At 67.2% G+C, this 16,985-nt stretch carries 30 protein-coding genes; all 30 read left to right on the forward strand.

What is annotated here, in order from left to right; translation table 11 throughout:
* Positions 1 to 109: hypothetical protein (locus ACK4YQ_RS18120; RefSeq protein WP_409613408.1), on the forward strand; the 109-nt coding region annotated here is incomplete at its 5' end.
* Between the two features lie 174 nt (positions 110 to 283).
* Positions 284 to 1,054 carry a GIN domain-containing protein gene (locus ACK4YQ_RS18125; RefSeq protein ID WP_409613327.1) on the forward strand — a complete coding sequence of 257 codons (771 nt, stop codon included), beginning with the start codon at positions 284 to 286 and terminating at the stop codon, positions 1,052 to 1,054.
* A gap of 295 nt (positions 1,055 to 1,349) precedes the next feature.
* Positions 1,350 to 1,658, forward strand: coding sequence for a 30S ribosomal protein S10 (gene rpsJ / locus ACK4YQ_RS18130; protein ID WP_012521787.1), 309 nt, complete (start codon positions 1,350 to 1,352; stop codon positions 1,656 to 1,658).
* Positions 1,659 to 1,671: 13 nt separating this feature from the next.
* Complete coding sequence (rplC, locus tag ACK4YQ_RS18135; RefSeq protein ID WP_409613329.1) at positions 1,672 to 2,424, forward strand: 50S ribosomal protein L3; 753 nt, start codon at positions 1,672 to 1,674, stop codon at positions 2,422 to 2,424.
* Positions 2,424 to 3,062: a 50S ribosomal protein L4 gene (gene rplD, locus ACK4YQ_RS18140; protein WP_409613331.1), complete on the forward strand. Its 639-nt coding sequence runs from the start codon at positions 2,424 to 2,426 to the stop codon at positions 3,060 to 3,062. The genes rplC and rplD overlap by 1 nt, the downstream gene beginning before the upstream one ends.
* On the forward strand, positions 3,062 to 3,361 hold the full coding sequence (locus ACK4YQ_RS18145; protein WP_409613333.1) for a 50S ribosomal protein L23: 300 nt from the start codon (positions 3,062 to 3,064) through the stop codon (positions 3,359 to 3,361). Before rplD ends, ACK4YQ_RS18145 begins: the two co-directional genes overlap by 1 nt.
* Before the next feature lie 4 nt (positions 3,362 to 3,365).
* A complete protein-coding gene (gene rplB, locus ACK4YQ_RS18150) occupies positions 3,366 to 4,202 on the forward strand; it encodes a 50S ribosomal protein L2 (protein WP_409613335.1) in 837 nt (278 codons plus the stop codon).
* Between the two features lie 3 nt (positions 4,203 to 4,205).
* Positions 4,206 to 4,484 (forward strand): 30S ribosomal protein S19, encoded by a 279-nt coding sequence (rpsS, locus tag ACK4YQ_RS18155; protein ID WP_409613337.1) that lies wholly within the window; start codon positions 4,206 to 4,208, stop codon positions 4,482 to 4,484.
* A 3-nt stretch (positions 4,485 to 4,487) separates the two neighbouring features.
* Positions 4,488 to 4,868: a 50S ribosomal protein L22 gene (gene rplV, locus ACK4YQ_RS18160; protein ID WP_409613338.1), complete on the forward strand. Its 381-nt coding sequence runs from the start codon at positions 4,488 to 4,490 to the stop codon at positions 4,866 to 4,868.
* Positions 4,868 to 5,626, forward strand: coding sequence for a 30S ribosomal protein S3 (rpsC, locus tag ACK4YQ_RS18165; RefSeq protein ID WP_409613340.1), 759 nt, complete (start codon positions 4,868 to 4,870; stop codon positions 5,624 to 5,626). The genes rplV and rpsC overlap by 1 nt, the downstream gene beginning before the upstream one ends.
* Before the next feature lie 10 nt (positions 5,627 to 5,636).
* A complete protein-coding gene (gene rplP, locus ACK4YQ_RS18170) occupies positions 5,637 to 6,065 on the forward strand; it encodes a 50S ribosomal protein L16 (RefSeq protein WP_409613342.1) in 429 nt (142 codons plus the stop codon).
* Positions 6,065 to 6,259: a 50S ribosomal protein L29 gene (rpmC, locus tag ACK4YQ_RS18175; RefSeq protein ID WP_409613345.1), complete on the forward strand. Its 195-nt coding sequence runs from the start codon at positions 6,065 to 6,067 to the stop codon at positions 6,257 to 6,259. The genes rplP and rpmC overlap by 1 nt, the downstream gene beginning before the upstream one ends.
* A 13-nt stretch (positions 6,260 to 6,272) precedes the next feature.
* Complete coding sequence (rpsQ, locus tag ACK4YQ_RS18180; RefSeq protein ID WP_409613347.1) at positions 6,273 to 6,521, forward strand: 30S ribosomal protein S17; 249 nt, start codon at positions 6,273 to 6,275, stop codon at positions 6,519 to 6,521.
* Positions 6,522 to 6,532: 11 nt separating this feature from the next.
* Entirely contained in the window at positions 6,533 to 6,901 is a 369-nt protein-coding gene (gene rplN, locus ACK4YQ_RS18185) for a 50S ribosomal protein L14 (protein ID WP_293353406.1), read from the forward strand.
* Positions 6,901 to 7,215: a 50S ribosomal protein L24 gene (gene rplX / locus ACK4YQ_RS18190; protein WP_409613349.1), complete on the forward strand. Its 315-nt coding sequence runs from the start codon at positions 6,901 to 6,903 to the stop codon at positions 7,213 to 7,215. The genes rplN and rplX overlap by 1 nt, the downstream gene beginning before the upstream one ends.
* Positions 7,208 to 7,765 (forward strand): 50S ribosomal protein L5, encoded by a 558-nt coding sequence (rplE, locus tag ACK4YQ_RS18195; protein ID WP_409613351.1) that lies wholly within the window; start codon positions 7,208 to 7,210, stop codon positions 7,763 to 7,765. The genes rplX and rplE overlap by 8 nt, the downstream gene beginning before the upstream one ends.
* A gap of 22 nt (positions 7,766 to 7,787) precedes the next feature.
* On the forward strand, positions 7,788 to 8,093 hold the full coding sequence (gene rpsN / locus ACK4YQ_RS18200; RefSeq protein ID WP_409613353.1) for a 30S ribosomal protein S14: 306 nt from the start codon (positions 7,788 to 7,790) through the stop codon (positions 8,091 to 8,093).
* A gap of 10 nt (positions 8,094 to 8,103) precedes the next feature.
* Positions 8,104 to 8,499, forward strand: a complete 396-nt coding sequence (gene rpsH / locus ACK4YQ_RS18205; protein WP_409613354.1) for a 30S ribosomal protein S8 — start codon at positions 8,104 to 8,106, stop codon at positions 8,497 to 8,499.
* A gap of 1 nt (position 8,500) precedes the next feature.
* Positions 8,501 to 9,034, forward strand: a complete 534-nt coding sequence (gene rplF / locus ACK4YQ_RS18210) for a 50S ribosomal protein L6 (protein ID WP_409613356.1) — start codon at positions 8,501 to 8,503, stop codon at positions 9,032 to 9,034.
* A 3-nt stretch (positions 9,035 to 9,037) separates the two neighbouring features.
* Positions 9,038 to 9,394, forward strand: a complete 357-nt coding sequence (gene rplR / locus ACK4YQ_RS18215) for a 50S ribosomal protein L18 (protein ID WP_409613357.1) — start codon at positions 9,038 to 9,040, stop codon at positions 9,392 to 9,394.
* A gap of 10 nt (positions 9,395 to 9,404) precedes the next feature.
* Complete coding sequence (gene rpsE, locus ACK4YQ_RS18220; RefSeq protein WP_409613359.1) at positions 9,405 to 9,986, forward strand: 30S ribosomal protein S5; 582 nt, start codon at positions 9,405 to 9,407, stop codon at positions 9,984 to 9,986.
* Between the two features lie 5 nt (positions 9,987 to 9,991).
* Positions 9,992 to 10,171, forward strand: coding sequence for a 50S ribosomal protein L30 (gene rpmD / locus ACK4YQ_RS18225; protein ID WP_409613361.1), 180 nt, complete (start codon positions 9,992 to 9,994; stop codon positions 10,169 to 10,171).
* Positions 10,172 to 10,285: 114 nt separating this feature from the next.
* Positions 10,286 to 10,768 carry a 50S ribosomal protein L15 gene (rplO, locus tag ACK4YQ_RS18230; RefSeq protein WP_409613362.1) on the forward strand — a complete coding sequence of 161 codons (483 nt, stop codon included), beginning with the start codon at positions 10,286 to 10,288 and terminating at the stop codon, positions 10,766 to 10,768.
* Positions 10,769 to 10,869: 101 nt separating this feature from the next.
* Positions 10,870 to 12,219, forward strand: a complete 1,350-nt coding sequence (gene secY / locus ACK4YQ_RS18235; protein WP_409613364.1) for a preprotein translocase subunit SecY — start codon at positions 10,870 to 10,872, stop codon at positions 12,217 to 12,219.
* 52 nt (positions 12,220 to 12,271) lie between these two features.
* Positions 12,272 to 12,838 carry an adenylate kinase gene (locus ACK4YQ_RS18240; RefSeq protein ID WP_409613366.1) on the forward strand — a complete coding sequence of 189 codons (567 nt, stop codon included), beginning with the start codon at positions 12,272 to 12,274 and terminating at the stop codon, positions 12,836 to 12,838.
* 225 nt (positions 12,839 to 13,063) lie between these two features.
* The gene (rpsM, locus tag ACK4YQ_RS18245) at positions 13,064 to 13,432 is read left to right on the forward strand and encodes a 30S ribosomal protein S13 (protein WP_409613409.1); all 369 of its coding nucleotides are present in this window, start codon (positions 13,064 to 13,066) and stop codon (positions 13,430 to 13,432) included.
* Between the two features lie 13 nt (positions 13,433 to 13,445).
* Entirely contained in the window at positions 13,446 to 13,835 is a 390-nt protein-coding gene (rpsK, locus tag ACK4YQ_RS18250) for a 30S ribosomal protein S11 (RefSeq protein WP_374571027.1), read from the forward strand.
* A 79-nt stretch (positions 13,836 to 13,914) separates the two neighbouring features.
* The gene (locus ACK4YQ_RS18255) at positions 13,915 to 14,931 is read left to right on the forward strand and encodes a DNA-directed RNA polymerase subunit alpha (protein WP_409613367.1); all 1,017 of its coding nucleotides are present in this window, start codon (positions 13,915 to 13,917) and stop codon (positions 14,929 to 14,931) included.
* A gap of 262 nt (positions 14,932 to 15,193) precedes the next feature.
* A complete protein-coding gene (rplQ, locus tag ACK4YQ_RS18260) occupies positions 15,194 to 15,607 on the forward strand; it encodes a 50S ribosomal protein L17 (RefSeq protein ID WP_409613369.1) in 414 nt (137 codons plus the stop codon).
* 101 nt (positions 15,608 to 15,708) lie between these two features.
* A complete protein-coding gene (locus tag ACK4YQ_RS18265; protein WP_409613371.1) occupies positions 15,709 to 16,950 on the forward strand; it encodes an ectonucleotide pyrophosphatase/phosphodiesterase in 1,242 nt (413 codons plus the stop codon).
* The last annotated feature ends 35 nt before the right edge of the window (positions 16,951 to 16,985 follow it).

Below are 16,985 nucleotides of genomic sequence, written 5' to 3' on the forward strand. Positions count from 1 at the left end.
GGACGTCGAACTGATCACCCCGATCGCCATGGACCAGGGCCTGCGCTTCGCCATCCGCGAAGGCGGCCGTACGGTCGGCGCCGGCGTCGTGGCCAAGATCGTCGAGTAATCGACCTCCGCCCACAGGCGAAGCACCTCAAGGGCCGCCGGGAAACCCCCGGCGGCCCTTTTGCGTCGAAGGCGCAGGCCGCCAGATGACGGCTACGTCATGACCTCGAATTAAGCTGATCCGCCAGGCCGGCGGCGCTAGCGTTCCCTCGAACTTGAAGAGGGGACTGGACGCATGCGTCTTCTGACTTTCGCCGCCGCCGCCGGGCTGTCGCTCGTCGCCACCGCGGCCAACGCCGCTTCGGTGGAGATTCGGGACGCGGTCGCGCGGGTGGTGGTGGTTCCCGAGGCGCGCGACGACGTCAGGGTCGAGATCATCAGCCGCAACGCCAGCTTGCCGATCGAGGTGCGGACCATGGGCGAGCGCACGATCGTGGACGGCGATCTCGACCGAAAGATCCGCTCCTGCAACGGCTCGGGCGAGCGGGCGTCGGCCAACGTCGCCGGCGTCGGCCGCGTGGACTGGGCGGACATGCCCCAGGTCGTAATCCGTACGCCGATGAACGCCGTGGTCGAGGCGGGCGGGGCGGTGTTCGGCTCGGTCGGCCGCAGCGCCAGCCTGAAGCTGTCGAACGCCGGCTGCGGCGACTGGAAGGTGGCAAACGTGGCGGGAAAGCTGACCTACAGCCAGGCCGGCTCCGGGGACGCGCGGATCGGCGCGGCCGGGGAGGCGGTGCTGCGGGTGGCCGGCTCGGGGGACGTCAATCTCGGGGAGGTCTCCGGGCCGCTCGACGTGCGCATCGCAGGGTCCGGCGACGTGCGGATCGGAGCCGGACGGGCCGAGACCATGGCGGCGTCCGTCGCCGGCTCCGGCGACGTGGAGTTCAAGGGCCAGGCCGGCAGCCTGAAGGCGCGCATCGCCGGCTCGGGCGACGTGCGGGTCAAGTCCGTCACGGGCGAGGTGACCAAGGCGGTGCTTGGCTCCGGCGCGGTGACCATCGGCTAGGCGCCTCTTTGCTGGAGCGGCTTGACGAGGGCGAGTCGCCGGGCTATTGACGCGCCTCCTGTTGGACCGGCTGTGCGGCGAAGGGCGACCTTCAAAGCAGACGCGGTCCGCAAGAGCGACCTGAGACAGTGCTAATTCAGCGTTTCGGGAACGGGCCCTCGCGGGTTTTCGCGCGGGCCTGAATCGTTTGTGCGGACTTACGCGTACGGCGCCTCTCAAGGGGCGGCGGGTTGGTCTTTGAAATGGTCAAGATCACGCGGGCGGACCGCCGTCTGTAGGGAAACAAAAGAGCGATATGGATCGTCAGAACATCCGCATCCGGCTCAAGGCCTTCGATCATCGCGTGCTGGACCATTCCACTCGCGAGATCGTCAACACGGCCAAGCGCACCGGCGCGACCGTCCGGGGGCCCATCCCCCTGCCGACCCGCATTGAAAAATTCACCGTCAACCGTTCGCCGCACATCGACAAGAAGTCGCGCGAGCAGTTCGAAATCCGCACGCACAAGCGCGTGCTCGATATCGTCGACCCCACCCCGCAGACCGTGGACGCGCTGATGAAGCTCGACCTGTCCGCCGGCGTGGACGTCGAGATCAAGCTCTAAGGGGATCGGTCCGATGCGTACCGGCGTGATCGCCAAAAAGCTGGGCATGGCGCGCTTCTTCGACGAAGCCGGCGTCCACGTGCCCGTGACCGTGCTGAGCCTGGACGGCTGCCAGGTCGTGGCTCACCGCACGAAGGACAAGGACGGCTACGTCGCCCTCCAGCTCGGAGCCGGCGCCAAGAAGGCCAAGAACACCTCCAAGGCCATGCGCGGCCACTTCGCCAAGGGCGAAGTCGAGCCCAAGCGCACCGTGGCCGAGTTCCGGGTGAGCGAAGACAACCTGATCGACGTGGGCGCCGAATTCACGGCCGACCACTTCGTCGCCGGCCAGAAGGTCGACGTGACGGGCACGACGGTCGGCAAGGGCTTCGCCGGCGCCATGAAGCGCTGGAACTTCGGCGGTCTGCGCGCCACGCACGGCGTGTCGGTGTCGCACCGTTCGCACGGTTCGACCGGCAACCGCCAGGACCCCGGCAAGACCTTCAAGAACAAGAAGATGGCCGGTCACCTGGGTCAGGAGACCGTCACCACCCTCAACGTCACGATCTGGCGCGTCGACGCCGAGCGCGGCCTGATCCTGGTGAAGGGTTCGGTCCCCGGGACCGAGGGTTCCTATGTGAAGATCCGCGACGCCGTGAAGGTCGCTCCGCCGGCCGACGCGCCGAAGCCGGGCGCTTTCCGCAAGGCTGGCGCTCAGCCGGCCGCCGCGGCCGAAACGCCCGCCGAGGAAGCTCCGGCCGCGGCCGAAGGCGAGGGTGAAGCCTAATGAAACTCGACGTCATCAAGCTTGACGGCGGCAAGGGCGGCTCGATCGAGCTGCCGGACGCCGTGTTCGGCATCGAAGAGATCCGCGGCGACATCCTGCAGCGCGTGGTCACCTGGCAGCTCGCCAAGCGCCGGGCCGGCACGCACAAGATCCAGGTCCGCAACGAAGTCTCGCGGACCGGCAAGAAGATGTACAAGCAGAAGGGCACCGGCGGCGCCCGCCACGGCTCGCGCCGGGCGGCCCAGTTCGTCGGCGGCGCCAAGGCCCACGGGCCCGTGGTGCGCAGCCACGCCTTTGACCTTCCCAAGAAGGTCCGGGCGCTGGCGCTGAAGCACGCCCTGTCGTCCAAGGCCAAATCCGGCGCCCTGATCGTGCTGGACCAGGCCGTCGTCGCCGAGGCGAAGACCGCCGCCCTGCGGGCGAACCTGGAGAAGATCGGCGTGACCAACGCGCTGGTGATCGCCGGCGCCCAGGTCGACGAAGCCTTCGGCAAGGCCGCCCGGAACATCCCGAACGTCGACGTGCTGCCGAACGCCGGCCTGAACGTCTACGACGTGCTGCGCCGCCGCACCCTCGTCCTGACCAAGGACGCGGTCGAGGCGATCTCGGCGCGTTTCGCTGAGAAGGAAGCTGCGTGATGGCCGAGCCGACCGCCCGCCACTACGACACGATCCTGTCGCCGGTGATCACGGAAAAGGCCACCCTGCTTTCGGAGCAGAACAAGGTGGTCTTCCGCGTCGCCCAGGACGCGTCGAAGGACGAAATCGCCGCCGCCGTCGAGGCGCTGTTCAAGGTCAACGTCACCAAGGTCAACACCCTGGTGACCAAGGGCAAGACCAAGCGCTTCCGCGGCCGTCTGGGCCGTCGCTCGGACGTCAAGAAAGCTGTCGTGACCCTGGCCGAGGGCCAGTCGATCGACATCACCACGGGGCTCTGATCCGATGGCCTTGAAGCAATTCAATCCGACCTCGCCGGGCCGCCGCGGCCTGGTGCTGGTCGACAAGTCCGAGCTGCACAAGGGCAAGCCCGAGAAGAAGCTCGTCGAGGGCCTGACCAAGTCGGGCGGGCGTGGCGGCGGCGGCCGGGTGGCCGTGCGCTTCCGTGGCGGCGGCGCCAAGCGGCTGTACCGCATCGTCGACTTCAAGCGGCGCAAGTTCGACGTGCCGGCGACGGTCCAGCGCCTGGAATACGACCCGAACCGCACCGCCTTCATCGCGCTGATCAAGTACGACGACGGCGAACTGGCCTACATCCTGGCGCCGCAGCGCCTGAAGGCCGGGGACGTGGTGATCGCCGCCGAGAAGGCCGACGTGAAGCCCGGCAACGCCATGCCGCTGCGCGGCATGCCCATCGGCACGATCATTCACAACGTCGAGCTGAAGCCCATGAAGGGCGGCCAGATCGCCCGCTCCGCCGGGGCCTACGCCCAGCTGGTCGGCCGCGACGCGGGCTATGCGCAGATCCGCCTGAACTCGGGCGAGCTGCGCATGGTGCAGGACGGCTGCATGGCCACCGTCGGCGCCGTGTCCAACCAGGACCACATGAACGAGGTCCTCGGCAAGGCCGGCCGCGCCCGCCACAAGGGCCGTCGCCCGCACGTCCGCGGCGTCGCCATGAACCCGATCGACCACCCGCACGGCGGCGGTGAAGGCCGCACCTCCGGCGGCCGCCACCCGGTCACCCCGTGGGGCAAGCCGACGAAGGGCCGCAAGACCCGCACCAACAAGGCGACGGACAAGTTCATCATCCGCTCGCGTCACGCTCGGAAGGCTCGCTAAGGCATGACCCGCTCCGTCTGGAAAGGTCCGTTCGTCGACGGATACCTGCTCAAGAAGGCCGACGCCGCCCAGTCGTCCGGCCGCAAGGACGTGATCAAGACCTGGTCGCGCCGCTCCACCATCATGCCGTCGTTCGTCGGCCTGACGTTCGGCGTGCACAACGGCCAAAAGCACGTGCCGGTGCTGATCAGCGAAGACATGGTCGGCATGAAGCTCGGCGAGTTCGCCCCCACCCGGTATTTCCCGGGCCACGCGGCGGACAAGAAGGCCAAGAGGAAGTAGGCCATGTCCAAGCAAGCCAAACAGCGCCGCCTGTCGGGCGTCGAGGCGATGGCCAAAGTGCGCACCCTGCGCACCAGCCCGCGCAAGCTGAACCTGGTCGCCCAGTCGATCCGCGGCCTGAAGGTCCAGCGGGCGCTGAACGAGCTGGAATTCAGCCACAAGCGCATCGCCAAGGACGTCCGCAAGGCGCTCTACTCGGCCATCTCCAACGCCGAGAACAACCACAACCTCGACATCGACAGCCTGGTCGTCGCCGAGGCCTTCGTGGGCAAGAACCTGGTGATGAAGCGCTTCGCCGCCCGTGCGCGGGGCCGCGCGTCGCGCATCGAAAAGCCGTTCTCCGAGATCACGATCGTGGTCCGCGAATTGGGTGAGGCCGCCTGATGGGTCAGAAAGTCAATCCGGTCGGGCTTCGTCTCGGCATCAACCGCACGTGGGACAGCCGCTGGTTCGCCGGCAAAGGCGACTACGGCCGGCTGCTGCACGAGGACATCAAGGTCCGCCGCGAGCTGAAGAAGCGCCTGGCCCAGGCCGGCGTCTCGCGCATCATCATCGAGCGTCCGCACAAGAAGTGCCGGGTGACCATCTATGCCGCGCGCCCTGGCGTGATCATCGGCAAGAAGGGCGCCGACATCGAGAAGCTGCGCAAGGACCTCTCGGCGATGACCGAGGGCGACGTTCACCTGAACATCGTCGAGATCCGCAAGCCGGAGACCGACGCGCAGCTGATCGCCGAGAACATCGCCCAGCAGCTCGAGCGCCGCGTGGCTTTCCGCCGCGCCATGAAGCGCGCGATGCAGTCGGCGATGCGTCTGGGCGCCAAGGGCGTTCGGATCAACGTGTCGGGCCGCCTGGGCGGCGCCGAAATCGCCCGCATGGAGTGGTACCGCGAAGGCCGCGTGCCGCTGCACACCCTGCGCGCCGACATCGACTACGGCTTCACCGAAGCGCGGACCACCTACGGCATCATCGGCGTGAAGGTCTGGGTCTTCAAGGGCGAGGTCCTGGAGCACGACCCGATGGCGCTCGACAAGCGTCTGGCGTCCGAATCCGGCCCGGCCGGTGAGGGCGGCGGTCGCGACCGCGGCGATCGTCCGGACCGCGGCCCGCGCCGCGAGCGCCGCGAGCAGGCCGGAGCCTGAGGATTAGGTCATGCTTTCTCCGAAGAAAACCAAGTACCGCAAGCAGTTCAAGGGCCGGATCCACGGCGTCGCCAAGGGCGGCTTCACCCTGAACTTCGGCTCCTATGGCCTGAAGTCGGTTGAGCCCGAGCGCGTCACCGCCCGTCAGATCGAAGCGGCCCGCCGGGCGATCACCCGCCAGATGAAGCGTCAGGGCAGGGTGTGGATCCGCATCTTCCCGGACGTGCCGGTGACGGACAAGCCGGCCGAAGTGCGTATGGGTAAGGGCAAGGGCTCGGTCGAGTACTGGGCCGCCCGCGTCCATCCCGGCCGGATCATGTTCGAGATCGACGGCGTTCCGGACGAGGTGGCCCGTGAGGCCCTGCGCCTCGGCGCCGCCAAGCTGCCGGTCAAGACCCGCATCGTGACCCGCATCGACGCCGCTCAGGAGCACGCGTGATGAAGATCGACGAAGTCCGGGGCCTGACCCCCGACCAGCTGGCCGAGACCCTGCTGAACCTGAAGAAGGAGCAGTTTAACCTGCGCTTCCAGGCGGCGACGGGCCAGGTCGAGAAGACCCACCGCGTGAACGAGATCCGCAAGGACATCGCGCGGATCAAGACCGTGCTGCGCGCCAAGCAGGCCGTGGCTTAAGGAGACGGGCAGCATGCCGAAACGAATTCTCGAAGGCGTTGTCGTCTCCGACAAGGGCGACAAGACCGTGGTGGTGAAGGTCGAGCGGACCTTCCTGCACCCGGTGCTGAAGAAGACCGTCCGCCGGTCGAAGAAGTACCACGCCCACGATGAGGCCAACGCCTACAAGGCTGGCGAGATCGCCCGGATCATCGAGTGCGCGCCGAAATCGAAGCTCAAGACCTGGGAAGTGCTGCCTAAGGCGGCCGCCCAGCAAGCGTAAGGGGTCGGACCATGATCCAGATGCAAACTAACCTGGACGTCGCCGACAACTCCGGCGCGCGCCGGGTCATGTGCATCAAGGTGCTCGGCGGGGCGAAGCGTCGCTACGCCGGCGTCGGCGACAAGATCGTCGTGTCCGTGAAGGAAGCTATTCCTCGCGGCCGCGTGAAGAAGGGCGACGTGCTGCAGGCGATCGTCGTGCGCACGTCCTCGGCGATCAAGCGCAAGGATGGTTCGGTCATCCGCTTCGACAAGAACGCAGCGGTGATCGTGAACAAGCAAAGCGAGCCGATCGGCACGCGGATCTTCGGCCCGGTTCCCCGCGAACTGCGCGCCAAGAACCACATGAAGATCATTTCGCTCGCGCCCGAGGTGCTGTGATGGCCGCGAAGATCAAGAAGGGGGACCGCGTCGTAGTCCTCACCGGCAAGGACAAGGGCCGCGAAGGCCAGGTCCTGAAGGTCATGCCCAAGGAGAGCCGCGTGGTGGTCCAGGGCCTGAACATGGTTCAGCGCCACACCCGCCCGACCCAGCTCGATCCGCAGGGCGGCATCAAGAACAAGGAAGCGCCGATCCACGTGTCGAACGTGGCGATCGTCGACTCCAACGGTAAGCCGACCCGCGTCGGCTTCCGGGTCGAAGGCGACAAGAAGGTCCGCGTCGCCAAGACGACCGGCGAGGTGATCAATGGCTGAGCAAGCTTACGAACCGCGGCTGAAGACCGAGTATCGCCAGCGCATCCGCGCGGCGATGAAGGAAAAGTTCGGCTATACGAACGAGATGCAGATCCCCAAGCTGGACAAGATCGTCCTGAACATGGGGATCGGCGAGGCGACTGCGGACTCCAAGAAGGTCCAGGCCGCGATGGCCGACCTTACCGCGATCGCCGGCCAGAAGCCCGTTCCGACGAAGGCCCGCCAGTCCATCGCCGGCTTCAAGCTGCGCGAAGGCATGGTGATCGGCGCCAAGGTCACCTTGCGCAAGGACCGGATGTACGAGTTCCTCGACCGGCTGGTCACGATCGCCCTGCCGCGGGTGAAGGACTTCCGCGGCCTGAAGCCGACCTCCTTCGACGGCCGGGGCAATTACGCCATGGGCTTGAAGGAGCACATCGTGTTCCCCGAGATCAACTACGATCAGATCGATCAGATGTGGGGCATGGACATCGTCGTCGCGACGACGGCGAAGACCGACGAGGAAGCACGTCAGCTGCTTCGTGAATTCCAGTTCCCGTTCAACGCTTAAGGGACGGGAAGGAAAGAACGCTATGGCCAAGAAGAGCGCCGTCAACCGCAACGAGATGGTCAAGAAGCTCGTCAAGCAATACGCCACCAAGCGCGAAGCGCTGAAGGCGATCGCCAACGACGAGACCCTGCCGCTCGAGGACCGTTTCGAAGCCCGCCTGAAGCTCGCCGAGCTGCCGCGGAATTCGTCCAAGACCCGCATCCGCAACCGCTGCGAGGTCACGGGCCGTCCGCGCGCCTACTACCGCAAACTCAAGATGAGCCGGGTCTCCCTGCGCGAGCTCGGCTCGCTGGGGCTGATCCCCGGCCTCGTCAAGTCGAGCTGGTAAGGGGGATCCCATGGTCAACGACCCCATCGGCGACATGATCGCCCGCATCAAGAACGCCGCCACCCGCGGCCGCAACAAGGTCACCACGCCCGCTTCGAAGATGCGTGCGCGGGTGCTCGACGTGCTGGCCGACGAGGGCTACATCCGCAGCTATCAGCTGGTCCAGAAGCCGGGCGCGTTCCCGGAGTTCGAGATCGAGCTGAAGTATTTCGACGGCCAGCCGGTCATCGCCGAGATCAGCCGTGTCTCGAAGCCCGGCCGCCGCGTCTATTCGTCGATCAAGGACCTGAAGCCGGTGAAGAACGGCCTTGGGATCTCGATCCTGTCGACGCCCAAGGGCGTCATGTCGGACTCCGCCGCCCGCGAAGCGAACGTCGGCGGCGAAGTGCTCTGCCGGGTCTACTAAGATGTCGCGGATCGGAAAGAAGGCCGTGCCGACGCCGGCCGGCGTCCAGGTCACCATCAGCGGCCAGGCCGTGACGGTGAAGGGCCCCAAGGGCGAACTGTCGTGGACGGTGGCGGACGAGATCGAAGTCCGCCAGGAAGGCGGCGAGCTGATCGTGGCCAAGCGTGTGGACACCCCGCGCGCCCAGGCCATGTGGGGGCTCACCCGCACCCTGGTGAACAACATGGTCGTGGGCGTGACCCAGGGCTATGAGGAGACGCTCGAGCTGGTGGGCGTGGGCTATCGCGCCGCGATGAAGGGCAACATGCTCTCCATGCAGCTCGGCTTCAGCCACGACGTGGACATTCCGGCTCCGGCCGGCGTGACCTTCGCCACGCCCAAGCAGACCGAAGTCAAGATCAGCGGGATCGACAAGCAGCTCGTCGGCGAGACCGCCGCGCGCATCCGCCGGATCCGCCCGCCCGAGCCCTACAAGGGCAAGGGCGTGCGCTACGCCGGTGAGAAGGTCCGCCGCAAGGAAGGCAAGAAGAAGTAGGCCATGGCGCTCTCCCAACGTGAATCCATCAAGAAGCGCGCCGAGCGTACCCGCATCCGCCTGCGCAAGCTGGCCAACGGACGCCCGCGCCTGTCGGTGTTCCGCTCGTCCAAGAACATCTACGCCCAAGTCATCGACGATGAACGTGGCGTGACCCTGGCCGCCGCCTCCTCGCTGGAAGGCGACAAGCCGGGCAAGGGTTCGGACAAGGACGCCGCCGCCCGCGTCGGCGCCCTGGTGGCGCAGCGTGCGATCGAGAAGGGCGTCAAGGACGTCGTCTTCGACCGCGGCAGCTATCTGTATCATGGCCGGGTCAAGGCCCTGGCCGACGCCGCGCGCGAAGCCGGCCTGAACTTCTAAGGAACAGACGATGGCTCGCAGGAACGAAGAACGGGGCGATCGCCGGCAGCGCGAAGAAGAGCGCGACAGCGAAATCGTCGAAAAGCTCGTCCACATCAACCGCGTCGCGGCCACCGTGAAGGGCGGCCGCCGGTTCTCCTTCGCCGCCCTGATGGTGGTCGGCGACCAGAAGGGACGCGTGGGCTTCGGTCACGGCAAGGCGCGCGAAGTGCCGGAAGCCATCCGCAAGGCGACCGAGGAAGCCAAGAAGTCGATGATCCGCGTGCCGCTGCGCGAGAGCCGCACCCTGCACCACGACGGCGCCGGCCGTTGGGGCGCGGGCAAGGTGATGGTGCGTGCGGCGCCGGCCGGCACCGGCGTCATCGCCGGCGGCCCGATGCGCGCGGTGCTCGAAACCCTGGGCGTGCAGGACGTCGTCGGCAAGTCGGTCGGCTCCTCCAACCCCTACAACATGGTGCGCGCGACCTTCGAGGCGCTGAAGGCCCAGTCTTCGCCCCGCCAGGTCGCCGCCAAGCGCGGCAAGAAGGTCAGCGACGTGCTCGGCCGTCGCGCCGACAACGTGTCGGCCGCCGCCGCGGACGCTGAAGGATAAGCTCGATGGCCACGATCACCGTTCGTCAGACGGCGAGCCCCATTCGCCGCAAGAAGGACCAGCGCGCCACGCTGGTCGGCCTGGGTCTCAACCGGATCGGCCGCGTGTCGACCCTGGAGGACACCCCCGCGGTCCGCGGCATGATCGCCAAGGTCCACCACATGGTGGAAGTGGTCGAGGGCTAAGGCCTTTTCAGCGGGGCGGCGAGAGCCGCCCCGTTCGGTCTTCCGCTTGCACGTTTTCATTCAAGCCGAGTCGGGCGCAGCGCCCGGCGACAGATCTCCAAGGAGAGGCGTCACATGACCAAGCTCAACGAACTCACCCCCCGTGAAGGCTCGACCAAGAGCCGCATGCGCGTCGGCCGCGGCCCGGGCTCGGGCAAGGGCAAGACCGGCGGCCGCGGCGTGAAGGGCCAGAAGTCCCGCTCGGGCGTCGCCATCGCCGGGTTCGAGGGCGGCCAGATGCCGCTGCACATGCGCATGCCCAAGCGCGGCTTCAACGTCCATCGCGCCCAGTCGTTCGCCGAGGTGAATCTGTGGCGCATCGAGCAGGCGATCGCCGCCGGCAAGCTGGACGCCAAGAAGACCATCGACGCGGCCGCCCTGATCGCCGCCGGCGTCGTGCGCCGCGAAAAGGATGGCGTGCGCCTGCTGGGCAAGGGCGAGTTGAAGTCCAAGATCGAGATCACCGTCTATTCGGCGTCCGCCTCGGCCAAGGCCGCGGTGGAGAAGGCCGGCGGCAAGATCACCACCACCCGTCCCGAAGCGGCCGTCGAGGCCTGAGAACGGCCGCGTCCGCCCGGACGGGGCTTTACGCCGCGTCCGGGGTGACGGGGAATAGGATCGCGCCTATGTGTGCGCCTGCACCAGTCGTGGGGATGTAAATGGCTTCGGCCGCCGAACAGCTCGCAGCCAACATGAACTTCGGCGCCTTTCAGAAGGCGACCGAGCTTCACAAGCGTATCCTTTTCACGATCATCGCCATGATCGTCTACCGGCTCGGGACCTACATCCCGATCCCGGGCATCGACCCTGTTGCCTTCGCCCAGGCGTTCCAGGGCCAGGCCCAGGGCATCCTGGGCATGTTCAACATGTTCTCCGGGGGCGCCGTCGAACGGATGGCGATCTTCTCGCTGAACGTGATGCCCTACATCTCGGCCTCGATCATCGTCCAGCTGCTCGGCACGGTCTATCCGCCGTGGGAGAAGCTGCGCAAGGAAGGCGGGGAGGCGGGGCGCAAGACGCTGAACCAGTACACCCGCTACCTGACGGTGGCCCTGGCCCTGGTGCAGTCGTTCGCCATCGCCTCGGGCCTGGCGGCCAGCCCCGGCCTGGTGTTGAACCCAGGCCCGTTCTTCATGGTCTCGACCGTGGTGACCCTGACCGGCGGCACCCTGTTCCTGATGTGGCTGGGTGAACAGATCACCAGCCGCGGGGTGGGCAACGGCATCTCGCTGCTGATCTTCGCCGGCATCGTGGCGGTGCTGCCGCGGGGCCTTTGGCAGATGTTCTCCATGACGCGGACCGGCTCGCTGTCGGCCACGGCCATGTTCCTGATCATCGCGATCGCGGTGGCCGTCGTCTTCGCCATCGTGTTCATGGAGCGCTCGCAGCGGCGGCTGCTGGTGCAGTATCCCAAGCGCCAGCAGGGCAACCGCATGGTCGGCGGAGACACCTCGTTCCTGCCCCTGAAGATCAACACCGCGGGCGTCATCCCGCCGATCTTCGCCTCTTCGCTGCTGCTGCTTCCGACGACCGCGATGGGCTTCCTGGCGACGGCCGAGCTGCCGTCGTGGGCCGAATGGCTGCCGACCGTCGTGGGCCAGCTGCAGCATGGGCGGCCGCTGTTCATGCTGTTCTACGGCGCGCTGATCATCTTCTTCTGCTTCTTCTACACCTCGATCGTGTTCAATCCGGAGGAGACGGCGGAGAACCTGCGCAAGTACGGCGGCTTCCTGCCTGGCATCCGGCCCGGGCGGCGCACGGCCGAGTACCTGGACTTCGTGCTGACCCGCCTGACGGTGATCGGCGCGGCCTACATCGCCGCCGTCTGTCTGCTGCCGGAGGCCCTGATCGGCTTCTACAACGCGCCGTTCTACCTGGGCGGCACCTCGATCCTGATCGTGGTGAGCGTGACGATGGACACGGTCACGCAGATCCAGTCGCACCTGTTGGCCCACCAGTACGAGGGGCTGATCAAGAAGTCCAAGCTGCGGGGCGCGCGCGCACGTTAAGAGCATTTCGGGTCGCCGGGCCGCAGAGCCCGGCGGGGAGGGGCATTGGCTTATGAATTTGATTCTCTTCGGACCGCCCGCTGCGGGCAAAGGCACCCAGGCCAAGCGGCTGGTCGAGCAGCGGGGCATGGTGCAGCTTTCGACCGGCGACATGCTGCGTGCGGCGATCGCCTCGAAGTCCGAACTCGGCCTCAAGGTCGAGGGAATCATGCAGCGCGGCGAGCTGGTGTCCGACGAGATCGTCATCGCCTTGATCGAGGAGCGCTTGCCCGAGGCCGAGGCGGCCGGCGGCGCGATCTTCGACGGCTTCCCGCGCACCCTGGCCCAGGCCGAGGCGCTGGATAAGATGCTGGCCGGCCGCGGCGCGAAGATCGACCTGGTCGTCCGCCTCAAGGTGGACGACGCGGCCCTGATGGAACGGATCGCCGGCCGGTTCGCCGAATCGGGCCGGGCGGACGACAACCCGGAGAGCTTCAAGGTCCGCCTTGAAGCCTACAACAAGCAGACGGCTCCGCTGCTGCCCTACTACCAGGCCAAACTGGTGGAAGTGGACGGCATGGGCCCGATCGACACGGTGGCTCAGGCCATCGACCAGGCCCTGGACGCGCCGCGCGGATAGCGCGGCGGCCTGGGCTTCGGGGTTGCGGTCCGTCCCTTCGGGCCGTCCGCCCCAATCGCCCTCGGATGCGGTGAAAAGTTACCGCTCCGGCATTGACGGAAGCGCAATCATCCATATAAGGGAGCGCTTCCGCGAAAGGGCGCGAAGGACGTGCCGGCCTGGAACCTTCGGGGGATGGGGCCGGGCGCCGTTCGCGCTTCTCTGCGTGACCAGGAGATTACCCGCGTGGCCCGCATCGCTGGCGTCAACATTCCCACGAACAAGCGCGTCGTCATCGCGCTTCAGTACATCCACGGCATCGGCCAGGCGAAAGCCCGGGAGATTGTCGAAAAGGTCGGCATCGAAGACGCTCGCCGCGTCAATCAGCTGACCGATGCGGAAGTGCTGCAGATCCGCGAGACCATCGACCGCGACTATACGGTCGAAGGCGACCTGCGCCGTGAAACGGCGGTCAACATCAAGCGCCTGATGGACCTGGCCTGCTATCGCGGCCTGCGTCACCGCAAGGGGCTGCCGGTCCGCGGCCAGCGCACCCACACCAACGCCCGCACCCGCAAGGGCCCGGCAAAGCCGATCGCCGGCAAGAAGAAGTAAGAGAGCTTAGCCGATGGCCAAGGAACCGGCGCGCGTCAAACGTCGCGAGCGCAAGAACATCACCTCGGGCGTGGCGCACGTGAACGCCTCGTTCAACAACACCATGATCACCATCACCGATGCGCAGGGGAACACCATCTCCTGGTCGTCCGCCGGCATGATGGGGTTCAAGGGCTCGCGCAAATCGACCCCGTACGCCGCCCAGATGGCGGCCGAGGACGCGGGCCGCAAGGCCGCCGAGCACGGTGTGAAGACCCTCGAGGTCAGCGTCTCCGGGCCCGGCTCGGGTCGCGAATCGGCGCTTCGGGCCCTGCAGGCCGTCGGCATGACGATCACGACCATCCGCGACGTGACTCCGATTCCGCACAACGGCTGCCGGCCGCCCAAGCGCCGGCGCGTCTGAGTATCGAAGTACCCGAACTTCCCCGCGCCGGACCGCCTTTCGCAGTCCGGCGATCCTGCGTTTCGAGGGACCCCCATCCGTGATCGAAAGAAACTGGAACGAGCTCATCCGTCCCGAGAAGCCGCTGATCGAGACCGGCGCCGATGCGAGCCGCAAGGCGCGCCTGGTGGCCGAGCCTCTCGAACGCGGGTTCGGCGTGACGCTGGGCAACAGCCTGCGCCGCGTGCTCCTGTCCTCGCTGCAGGGCGCGGCCGTGACCGCCGTCCAGATCGACGGCGTGGTGCATGAGTTCTCGTCGCTCGAGGGCGTGCGTGAAGACGTCGTCGACATCGTGCTCAACATCAAGCAACTCGCGGTGCGCATGCACTCCGAGGGCCCCAAGCGCATGACCCTGCGCGCCACCGGCCCCGGCGCGGTGACCGCCAGCCAGATCGAGACGCCGTCGGACATCGAGATCCTGAACGGCGACCATGTGCTGTGCACCCTCGACGAGGGCGCGACCGTGCGCATGGAGTTCACCGTGCAGAACGGCAAGGGCTATGTGCCCGCCGAAATGAACCGTCCGGAAGACGCCCCGATCGGCCTGATCGCCGTGGACGCGCTCTATTCGCCGGTCAAGCGCGTGGCTTATCGCGTCGAGCCGACCCGCCAGGGCCAGAGCCTCGACTACGACAAGCTGATCATGGAGGTGGAGACCAACGGCGCCGTCACCCCGGTGGACGCCGTGGCCTACGCCGCCCGCATCCTGCAAGACCAGCTGCAGATCTTCATCACCTTCGAAGAGCCGAAGAAGAAGGTCGAGGGCGAGGCCAAGCCGGAGCTGCCGTTCAATCCGGCGCTGCTGAAGAAGGTCGACGAGCTGGAGCTGTCGGTCCGCTCGGCCAATTGCCTGAAGAACGACAACATCGTCTACATCGGCGACCTGATCCAGAAGACCGAGGCGGAGATGCTCCGCACCCCGAACTTCGGCCGCAAGTCGCTGAACGAGATCAAGGAAGTCCTGGCCGGCATGGGCCTGCACCTTGGCATGGACGTGCCGAACTGGCCGCCCGAAAACATCGAAGAGCTGGCCAAGAAGTTCGAAGACCAGATGTAATACCCCAAAATCCGCCTGACGGATTTTGGATATTGAAGTTGGAGCCCGTTCGGGCGGCGGAACCGCAAGCGCTTCCGCCTAACGGGCCCCGCGCGCCGACTCCAGGCCGCTAGCGCGGTCTGGGACCGACGAAGCCGCAACAGCGGTGGAGGTTCCCGGCGCTTCGTGTTGACCCAGGCGGGAGCAGGCTGGGATTGGTCAGGTAGACGCCTGTCCCGGAAAGTCGGGAGCGTCAGAGGGCAGTGAGCCCAGGAGAAGAGACATGCGCCACGGTTACGCGCACCGCAAACTGGGCCGCACCACCGCCCACCGCACCGCCATGTTCGCCAACATGGCCGCCAGCCTGATCAAGCACGAGCAGATCGTCACGACTCTCCCCAAGGCCAAGGAACTGCGTCCCTTCGTCGAGAAGCTGGTGACGCTCGCCAAGCGCGGCGACCTGCACGCCCGCCGTCAGGCGATCAGCCAGGTCCGCGACGTGGAGCAGGTGGGCAAGCTCTTCGCGACCCTCGGCCCGCGCTACAAGGAGCGCAAGGGCGGCTATATCCGCGTGCTCAAGGCCGGTTTCCGCTACGGCGACAACGCGCCGATGGCCGTGATCGAGTTCGTCGACCGCGACCCGGCCGAGAAGGGCAAGGACTCCGGTCCGGTCCAGCCGACCTTCGGCGAAGACTAAGCGCCTGACGCCAGGCGCCGCATCAAGGCCCCGGAGTAAACTCCGGGGCCTTTTTCGTGCGCGCGGGGTAGAGCGTCACCTTCAGCCGGTAGGATCCGGCCATGCGCCCGCTCCCGATTCTCTCCGCTGTCCTTCTGTTTGTCCTGGCGGCCTGCGCGCATGCGCCCGGCCCGGCGCAGGACGCGTCGTCGCGGCCGGTGATCCTTGTCTCCATCGACGGCTTCAGGCCGGACTACCTGGACCGGGGGATCACGCCGAACCTGTCGACCATGGCCGCCGAGGGCGCCCGGGCGGAGATGCGGCCGTCCTTCCCGTCCAAGACCTTCCCCAACCACTACACGCTGGTCACCGGGCTGCGGCCGGATCGCAACGGCATCGTCGACAACACCATGGAAGATCCCGGCCCGCCGCTGCGCCGCTTCGCCATGGCCGACCGCGAGCAGGTGCGTGACGCCTTCTGGTGGGACGACGCCAAGCCGATCTGGGTGAGCGCCGAGGAGGCCGGGATCCGCGCCGCCCCGATGTTCTGGCCAGGGTCGGAAGCCGCCGTGCGCGGCGTGCGGCCGACATACTGGACGACCTTCCAGATGAGCCTGTCGCCGGACGCGCGGGTGGACCAGATCCTCGCCTGGCTCGACCTGCCCCTAGAGGAGCGGCCGGGCTTCCTGACCCTCTATTTCGACGAAGTCGACACCTACGGCCACATGTACGGTCCGAACGCCACGGAGCTCGATCCGGCGATCGCGCGCACGGACTCGGCGATCGGACGCCTGCGCCAGGGGCTGAAGGCCAGGGGCCTGGACGCGAACCTGGTGGTGGTGGCCGACCACGGCATGGCCGAGGTTCGCGCCGAAAAGGTCGTGGTGCTGGAGGACGTCGTTCCGCCAGGCCTCGGCCGGCCGCTGACCACCGGCGCCTTCCTAACCTTCGTGCCGGAGGCGGGGCGCGAGGCCGAGGCCAAGGCGGCGCTGCTGTCGCCGCGTCCGCATATGGAGTGCTGGGAGAAGGCCGAGATCCCCGCGCGCTTCCACTACGGCCGGCACCGGCGAGCGGCGCCCCTCTTCTGCCTGATGGAGACCGGCTGGGAGATCGCGCCTCGGGGGAGTCTGGCGCGCCGCCGCGCGGTGGGCGGCAACCACGGGTTCGATCCGGAGGATCCCCAGATGCGGGCCGTGTTCGTCGCGGCGGGGCCAGACATCCGCCAAGGGGCTCGCCCGCCGGTGTTCGACAACGTCGACGTCTATCCGCTGCTCGCAAGGCTGCTCGGCCTTGCCGGCGAGCCAGGGGATGGAGATCTCGACGAGGTGGGCGCCGTCCTGGTGCACGGCAGCGAGCGCAGATAGTTGCGAAAGGAGTGAAATATTGTATCCTCCGGCAA

It is taken from the genome of Phenylobacterium sp., assembly GCF_046291545.1.
In the GTDB taxonomy this organism is placed as follows: domain Bacteria; phylum Pseudomonadota; class Alphaproteobacteria; order Caulobacterales; family Caulobacteraceae; genus Phenylobacterium.